The sequence below is a fragment of the Rhodospirillales bacterium RIFCSPLOWO2_02_FULL_58_16 genome, assembly GCA_001830425.1.
Classification (GTDB): domain Bacteria; phylum Pseudomonadota; class Alphaproteobacteria; order Rhodospirillales; family 2-02-FULL-58-16; genus 2-02-FULL-58-16.
On sequence record MIAA01000005.1, the window covers coordinates 1 to 8773 of the forward strand.

7 protein-coding genes are annotated in these 8773 nt (G+C 52.7%); 6 read left to right on the forward strand and 1 reads right to left on the reverse strand.

What is annotated here, in order from left to right; all coding sequences use genetic code 11:
* Nucleotides 1-98 precede the first annotated feature (98 nt).
* A complete protein-coding gene (locus tag A3H92_12525; protein OHC76290.1) occupies nt 99-539 on the reverse strand; it encodes a hypothetical protein in 441 nt (146 codons plus the stop codon).
* 154 nt (nt 540-693) lie between these two features.
* Between A3H92_12525 and A3H92_12530 the strand changes: the two genes are divergently transcribed.
* The 6 genes from A3H92_12530 (at nt 694) to A3H92_12555 (ending at nt 8664) form a co-directional block, all read left to right on the forward strand.
* Nucleotides 694-1602: a hypothetical protein gene (locus A3H92_12530; GenBank protein OHC76291.1), complete on the forward strand. Its 909-nt coding sequence runs from the start codon at nt 694-696 to the stop codon at nt 1600-1602.
* A 15-nt stretch (nt 1603-1617) separates the two neighbouring features.
* Entirely contained in the window at nt 1618-2865 is a 1248-nt protein-coding gene (locus tag A3H92_12535) for an MBL fold metallo-hydrolase (protein ID OHC76292.1), read from the forward strand.
* A gap of 108 nt (nt 2866-2973) precedes the next feature.
* A complete protein-coding gene (locus tag A3H92_12540) occupies nt 2974-3321 on the forward strand; it encodes a hypothetical protein (GenBank protein ID OHC76293.1) in 348 nt (115 codons plus the stop codon).
* A 1054-nt stretch (nt 3322-4375) separates the two neighbouring features.
* The gene (locus tag A3H92_12545) at nt 4376-5227 is read left to right on the forward strand and encodes a DNA methyltransferase (protein ID OHC76296.1); all 852 of its coding nucleotides are present in this window, start codon (nt 4376-4378) and stop codon (nt 5225-5227) included.
* Nucleotides 5227-6360 carry a DNA methyltransferase gene (locus tag A3H92_12550; GenBank protein ID OHC76294.1) on the forward strand — a complete coding sequence of 378 codons (1134 nt, stop codon included), beginning with the start codon at nt 5227-5229 and terminating at the stop codon, nt 6358-6360. Before A3H92_12545 ends, A3H92_12550 begins: the two co-directional genes overlap by 1 nt.
* Before the next feature lie 12 nt (nt 6361-6372).
* Entirely contained in the window at nt 6373-8664 is a 2292-nt protein-coding gene (locus A3H92_12555; protein OHC76295.1) for a hypothetical protein, read from the forward strand.
* The last annotated feature ends 109 nt before the right edge of the window (nt 8665-8773 follow it).

Genomic DNA, 8773 nt, shown 5'->3' on the forward strand with positions numbered 1-8773 from the left:
GGGCAGTTCGAAGACCTGGACGGCGCCGCCGAGCGCATCCTGTTCGACGACGACCCTCTGCCGCCGCCGGGGCCGCCGAGTTGAGCAAATATAGAACATTACATATTTTTAAGATCAGGAAACTCGTTGTAAAGCTCTTCCAATTCATCCTCATCCATTCGTGGCGGCGGGAGTTCTTCGCGCCGTATTGTTTTTTCGTAATGATCGTCTGGCATTAATATGGTTGCCGCCCTGTCTAGACAAAACCTGCTCAAAACGGCCTCAATTTTCTTATCATCGCATAAAAAAATTTTCGAGGCGTAAAGAACAAGGTCGGTGCGGTTGATGGCAACGACTCTTCCCCGTGAAATGTCTGAATAGTCAAGATTGGCAAATTCCGGTACGATTTTTTGCAGGTTGGGCCAAGCATCAACATGACACACTGCCCCATTAGCGAAACCTTCCACTTCCTCAGCCTCGGACAACGGCGAGGAGAAGTCAAAAATGCTTCCCTTCCACAACCACCAGACCCCGACCCTTGGCTCTTCTCGGACCATCATTACTTTCCTTTGTAATTGCGCCTATTTTACACCATTACCAAGTGGCGGCGTTACCAATTTCAAAAACTAATAGCCTTTCCCTGAACGTTTCTCTACCATTTTCCCTAGTGCCATCCGGCACCGTGGCGGGAGCACATGTAATACGGGGGGCGCGATGTTTAAATTCAAACGAGGGATCAGCACCGATTTCGTTAAAAGGCTGAATGACGAATACAATAACGGCGGGTGGTGGCGGTCCATTGCTGATGACCGCAAGTTGTTCATCGCCATCCGCGATGGTTACCTCAACGTCTATTGGAAAGGCAATAGCCTGCTGAGGCTTACCCTAGATGAGAAGAAGAGGCTGGTCGGCGAAACCCATTACAAATACCTGCTACGGAGCGAATTGGTTGATAATAAGCAATACATTCTGTCTTATAACGGTAAGGTGGAATCGTTCGACGCATCGAAGATGTTTCTTCCCGACCTATCCAGCATAGCGGCGTTGACGCGGGCTGCCGACGCCTATAGCGGTGATGAAAAGGCCGGTGTGCATCAGATCATTCTGAGCAACCCCAATATTATTGATGTCGAAGTGACCTTCGGCTTGGAGGGCGATAACGAGAAATCCCCAGCGACCCGGCGTATCGACTTTGCCGCACTACGGCCTACCGCCGATGGCGCGGAAATCGTATTCTATGAAGCCAAGCTGTTCTCGAACAAAGAGATTCGCGCCAAAGGCAATGCCATTCCCCCCGTCGTCGGACAAATCAAGGACTATCAGGAGCTTCTGATCACCCATACCAAAGATGTGGAACATTCTTACCGCACCATCTGCGGCAATCTGGCGGCCCTCGACGGTGTGCGGGGTAGGTATAATGCAGACCTCCTTGCCTCCGGTAATGCGGCCCTGCATGTGAGCAAGAACGTGTGGCTGGTGGTATTCGGCTTCGATATTGACCAACGCGACGGCAAGGTATGGAGCAAACACAAGAAGAAGCTGGAAGAAACCGCTCTCAAGGACAGGCTTTTGTTCAATGGCAACCCAAAAGAAATTACTCGCGGCATTCCCTCCACGTTGTGAAGGGAGGCCGATACAGTGGCCAAAGTTTGCCTGACCATTCATCGCTCCGCCCACGAGATTGGCGGCAACTGCATTGAACTCGCCACTTCGGACGGACACAGAATCATCATGGATGCCGGGCGTCCCCTGGATGCCCCCGAAGACGTCAAGGCCGGGTTGTTGCCGCTATCGCTGGACACGACACGCCCGGTCGATGCCGTGCTACTCTCTCATTCCCATCAGGACCATTGCGGACTACTTAGGGAGTTACCTGCGAGGTGGCCGGTCTACTGCGGGGCCGCATGCGAAAAGCTGGTGCGATTGACCGGTGGTATATTCGGCAATGCGCCGCCACAGCCGTTCACGGCCTGGGAAAGTGGCGCTCCCTTCAGTGTCGGCCCCTTCACCATTACTCCGCATCTGACCGATCACAGCGCGTTCGATGCTTTCATGCTGCTGATCGAGGTTCATGGAAAGCGCCTACTCTATTCCGGTGATTTTAGAATACATGGCCGCAAGGGGGCGCTGGTCCGCGCCATGATGGCTCGTCCGCCGGTCGATATAGATGCCCTGGTAATGGAGGGAACCAACTTGGGCAGCGACAAACCCTGTTCCAGCGAAAACGATATTGAGGCCCGGTTCACCGATCTGTTCAAGGCAACGGCGAACAGGGTGTTCGTGACATGGTCGGCGCAGAATATTGACCGCACGGTGACGCTGTACCGAGCTTGCCTCCGCACGGGGCGTACGCTGGTAGTCGATTTGTATACCGCCGAGGTTATGGATACGCTGGCGACATTCGGTCGATTGCCGCGACCGGGGTGGAAAAATCTCAAGGTAGTCATCACACATTCTTTCGCCAAGATGTACCGGAACACCGGAAGGGAAGCATTTGTCTCCCGGATGGCGAAGTTCGGCATCTCGGCGGATAAACTGGCCAAAACGTCCTCGCAGTGGGTGGTGATGACCCGGCCCTCACTGATACGGGACTATGAATTCAAGGGGGTTGCACCAACGCCGCAGGATGCGTGGTCATGGTCCATGTGGCATGGTTATCTGCTAAATGAGGACGGGCACAAGGTGCAAGCGTGGTTCGAAGGCGGCCAGTGTCCGGCAGCCCACATTCACACCTCGGGGCACGCCTCGCCCACCGATCTGCGCCTCTTTGCCCGCAAGATCAGCCCGAAGACATTGATCCCGGTTCATGGGGTGAATTGGGACAGCGAAGCGGACGGGTTCCCGCCCATCCGCAGGCTGGCCGATGGCGAGTCTGCGATCCTGTAAACGACGATCACACGATCAAAAATCTCCGTCTGCACATTGCAGACAGGTAATGCCTTCATCGCGCCACATCTGAACTACGGTATTTCTGTCCTCAACTGCTACCCATGGATGATATCCATCGTTTCTCATTTTCTGAAGAAGTTCACGTTTAACAATGACATCATCGCGACTGTCGCCCGTATTGCGAAGATAAAGAGCTTCATACGATATAGATTGGCGAGCAAGCCATTCGACCGTTTCCGGTCTGTGACTTTCTGGGCGGCCCGAGCATATGACGATTGCATGATCGTGTTTAAGAGTGTCGAGCAGCCTAACTACCGTCTTGATCGGCTGATCGTCACGCAGATTATCAAAAAATTTGTCCCAATCGGATTGAATCTTTATAGCGGAGATACGGCATTCAACATTCCGGAGTTTAGACGCACGAATCTCCACAATGACAATATCAGGTCCTGACAACTTCCGTATCGTGCCTGTGGACCCTTTCTTTACGGCCCCGACAGATTCCTGAAACGTCACATAGGCGCCCGTGAACGGAGAGCCATCTACAAAGTGAACTCGATGAGTAAGATCAGCCAATGTTCCATCAAGGTCGAATACAACGCAACTACCGCCGATCTGATGGCTTCCCCTGTGAATGCAAGCGAGCATTAATTAGAACAATCCAATGACTTTTGCAATAATTACAGCAATTGGCTGTCTATTACGATCATAGGTATTTGATGATTTTGCACCAGAATACGGCTTTACTTGGGTCGCAGTTACCTCCCACTTATTTGATGAATTTGCTCCGCTGTAAGGCGCGATAGATTTTCCGTCATATATCCATGTGTTAGAAGAACTTGACCCTGAATATGGCTTAAATTTCTTGCCATCAAATTCCCATTTATTCGAAGAATTTTGGAGGTATTTACCATCCCACGTCCACCCCTTCGGCAGTTCAATTGTATTACCCATGACAATCCTTTCATTTAATAGGCTCGTTGCAAACGTCCGGTGAATCTTTGTTAACCATGCTGTGATTAAGTAGAGGAAGGGTAAAGGGGGTTCTTCCGATGGCGAAGTTTAACAGCGCGTGGTTTATTGGCAAGAGGCAGTTCCGGCCTCTTACGGGTGTCGAGGCGTAGATGTTCCGTGTTTTGGTCGAGCGTCCGCGCCCATAAACTGGTCAGGCAGAATCTAGCCCTCGCCTTCCTTTATAACGGGATCGCGGCGCCGCTGGCGATGGCCGGGATGGTGACGCCGCTGATCGCCGCCGTCGCCATGTCGGCGTCGTCATTGATGGTGATCGCCAACGCCTTGCGTCTGAACGAAAGGCAGGCCTCGTGGATAAGATGATCGAGCGACGGCAGAAACACGAGTATATCAAACAATGATCACGATTGATTCCATAATCAAAGGGGATTAATTTATAGGAGGAGCACACGGAAACATGGCGGAAAGAGGCGGAAAACGCGGACTTTCTCCAATCTATTTGGAAGAAAGCGACGTTCCGGAACAACCAAACGTCATATACCTACGCAGCAATCGCCGGCGGCGAATTGTTTTCGGCTGGTATGGTGGAAAGTTTTCGCATCTTGATTGGCTTCTGCCTCTGCTTCCCCCATGCCATCACTATTGCGAGCCATTTGCCGGCTCCGGGGCTGTTTTGCTCAACCGGCAATCATCGCCCGTCGAAACCTATAATGACATTGACGGCGACGTGGCGAGCTTCTTTCGTGTGCTGCGAGATCAGCATGAGGAATTGATTAGGGCAATTGCATTGACCCCTTTTTCCCGCGAGGAATACCACAAAGCAATTCATGGACCGACCAACGGAATCAGCGAAGTTGAAAGAGCGCGGCGCTTTTATATCAAGGCCCGGCAGACTCGCACCGGTCTAGCTCAAACTGCGTCGCTTGGCCGGTGGGCGAATTGCAAGGACACTAGCCGCGCCGGAATGTCGGGCGTTGTATCGCGCTGGCTTGGCGGCATTGAAGCCCTCGACGGCATCGCTCAGCGGCTTATTCGTGTTCAAATCGAGAACCGCCCGGCTGTTGATATCATCCAGCTCTATGATAGCTTGGAAACTTTGTTCTATTGCGATCCGCCCTATCTTCATGCGACTCGTGGAGATTCCAAGGCCTACGGTTTTGAAATGGATGAGAGTCAGCACCACGAATTTGCGAAGGCCGCAAATCAATGTCGGGGAAAGATTGCCGTGTCCGGTTACGATCATCCGTTGATGGATGAGCTTTTCAAGTCGGGAAAATGGTTCAAGACGCATGGCGCGGATAAGACGATTCACTCCACGAAGGATAAGCGCCAAGAGGTTCTTTGGACTAACTACAATCCCAAAGGCAAAAAGGATTTGTTCGGATAATGAGCAACAGCCGATCACTTGACCAGATTTTGCAGTCTGTTCACAATCAGGCCGCTGCGTCGCTTGAAAAAACCGTTATCACAGATGCAAGCATTCGGGAGCGCGTCGATTATGTATGTCACTGCCCATCCAATCGCGCTGGCGTTCGCTTGCTCATGTCTTGCCTACTCGGCAATCTGGAAAACTCGGCAGTCGATCCGCGCAAGCCCTATACGGAGATTGGCACAGCCGATAGTTTTTCTGGACGTACACTTGATGAACGATACCTAACGTCCTTCATTAACAAGCATCGCCTGCCCTGCAATCCGACAACAGCCTTCCTCACACCCACGCTGCGGAACATCAATCACCCACTTATGCCCGATACCGAGCTAATCGGACGGCCCCGCGACCTTTATGTTAAGACGTTACAATTGCTGGACGACGTGGCGACCGGGCGGATCAAGGCCGAGTTGCTATTCGTCGAAACAGTCCGCGTCCTGCTTATCATACGGGACGAAAAACTAGCGCGGATGCAGTCGCTCATCAACTCGCTCGAATGCTCAGAAGATGCGTTGCCGTTATCATCGGAACAAATCGTTACTCTTATCGGTCAACACTTGGCTTGCAAGGGGGCAAGCCGCGTTCCGGTGCTGGTCGTGGCAGCCGCCTATAAGGCTGGCGGCGAGAAGATCGGTGAATCCGCCCGCCCTCTTCTCTCTCACAATGCCGCCGACTTGCAGACCAAGGCAATCGGCGATGTAGAGGTTTACATGATCGGTGAGGACGCAATAGTCACCGCTTACGAAATGAAAATGAAGTTGGTAACGGTCGAAGATATCAATGCGGCTCTTACAAAAATCGCCCGGTCCATGGAACCAGTTCACAACTACATTTTCATCACGACGGATAAGATCGACCCCGCCGTTGTCGAATATGCCGCAAAATTCTATGAAGAACTTGGCGGCGTTGAAATCTCAATCCTTGACTGCATCGGATTCCTGCGTCACTTCCTGCACTTTTTTCATCGGTTGCGTACGGTTTACCTTGACGTATATCAGGCCCTCGTGCTGGCAGAGCCTGATTCAGCCGTCAGCGGCACTCTGAAAGAGGCATTTCTGGCATTGCGGCAGGCCGCCGAGAGCGGCGACTAAAAAGTTCCATCAATGCTCAAAAAAATCATCGCCATCAAGAATGTCGGCAAGTTTCGCAATTCCGCTTGTGGCGGCGATACGACATTGGCCCGGTATACGCTCATTGTCGGCGCAAACGGTTTTGGCAAAACCACAATATGCGCGGTACTGCGCTCGCTCAAAACCGGGGACGTAGAACATGTTATCGGGCGGAAAACCTTGGGCGTGACGGAACCAGCAAGCATCGAATTACTGTTGGGCGACGGCGTTGTTCGTTTCGATGACGCCACATGGAACAACACCCACCCTGACATTACTATTTTCGATGGTGTTTTCGTCGCCGAAAATGTCCATTCCGGCGAAGTTGTCGAGATAGATCACAGGCGGAATCTCTACCGCGTCATCATCGGTGACGCTGGCGTGACGCTGGCGGAAGAAAACGCAAAACTGGCAAGTGACAGCCGTGCCAAGACCATGGAGATCAGCGCCACCGAGCAAGCAATCAAGTCCCATATCCCGGCAAATATGACGCTGACCGACTTTATTGACTTGCCAAAGCTCGACGACATCGACAACCAGATCACGACACAGGAATCGAAACTGACAATGATCCGTCAGGCCGCCAGCATTGCCGCCAGGGCCGTTTTGTCGGAATTGGTGTTGCCGTCCCTGCCGGACGACTTCATGGAATTATTGGCAAAGACCATCGACGACATCGGCCAGGACGCTGAGCAACACATCAACGCACATCTAGCGGCACATGGTATGGCGGCGGATGGTGGCGACTGGATCGTGAAGGGCATCGACCACATCACGGTAGAGTCCTGCCCTTTCTGCGGACAGAACATTCGCGGCTTGCCGCTTATTGTCGCCTACAGGGCCGTATTCGGCGACCGCTACAAGGCCCTGGGAACGACCATTACCACAATGAAGACCAGAATTAGTCAGGCGTTCGGAGATACGGCCCTGGCCCGGCTTGACACAGCCGCCGAGCAGCATAAAAACGGCATTGAATTTTGGGGCCGCTACTGCACTTTTGACGTAGCACCCCTCGCCTCCCCCGCCGAGCTAGCCAACGCGATTTGTGGCCTGTCCCAATCCGCACTATCCTTACTTGATAGCAAGGCGCGCACACCGCTTGAAGCGATCACAACAGACGAGACTTTCACTAGGGCCATTGCCGCCTATAGCACGGTGCAGGCCCAGGCCGCCGCTCTGAATCAAGCAATCCGCCAGATGAACGCCCACACCAATGCCAAGAAGGCTGAAACAGGTTCCGCCGACGTTCTTCGTGCGGCCGAAGCCGATCTTGCCCGTCTTAAAGCTACAAAGACACGCCACGGCGCGACGGTAACGGTGCTGTGCGACAACCACAAATTGCTTTCGACCAAGAAGGACGACATTGATAAACGAAAGACCGCTATACGTAAACAACTCGACAAACATACCAATAGCGTAGTGAAACCCTACGAAAGCCGCATAAATCAGTACCTGGACGCCTTCAACGCCGGATTCTCGATCACCAAGACGAAGCATGGCTATCCTGGCGGCGTCGCCAGTTCGACCTATCAGCTTGTCATTAATGATACCACTGTCGATGTTGGTGACGGCAAGACGCCCGGCAATATGCCGAGTTTCAAGAACACCTTGAGCGCTGGCGACCGCTCGACGCTGGCCCTCACATTCTTCCTGGCCCATCTTGAACAGGACGAAGGGCTTGCCAATAAGATCGTGGTATTCGACGATCCATTTAACAGTCAGGACGCCTTTCGTCGTCGGCGAACGATCAATGAAATTATGAAGGTGGCGAGACAATGCGCCCAGGTGATAATCCTCTCGCACGACGCGACATTCTTGAAACAGATTTGGGATAAATGCCCGGCCGCCGAGCGGGTGGCAATGACCATCGCGGATCACCGCAAGCAAGGATCAAAAATCACGCCCATAGACCTTGAGAAAGCATGTCAGGGACGCACGGCGAACGACATTGACGATCTGCATACTTACCTATCCAACAGCGAAGGACAGCATCTCGACATAATCCGCAAAATGCGCGTGGTGCTCGAAACCTACGCCCGCACCACCTACTCGGCCAACTTTGACGTCAATGATTGTCTTGGCAATATTGTCCGCAAAATCCGCGAAGGCGGCGCAAATCATCCCGCCCAGGCTCTTTACGATGAATTGGATCAGATCAACGACTACACCAAAAAATACCATCACGGGGAGGACTTAACAAACATCACGCCCGACCAGATCGACCCCATAGAGCTAACCGGCAACACCAAACTGACACTTAGAATCGTGAATGCATTGCAAGCATGATTTTCAAAAACGACCGTTTTCAGGAGGGTCGCCGTCAACGGCCATGGACATCAGCCGAACCGCCGCCGACGCGATATTCCAGGGCGATCTTCTGGGGCCGGTCGTCGAG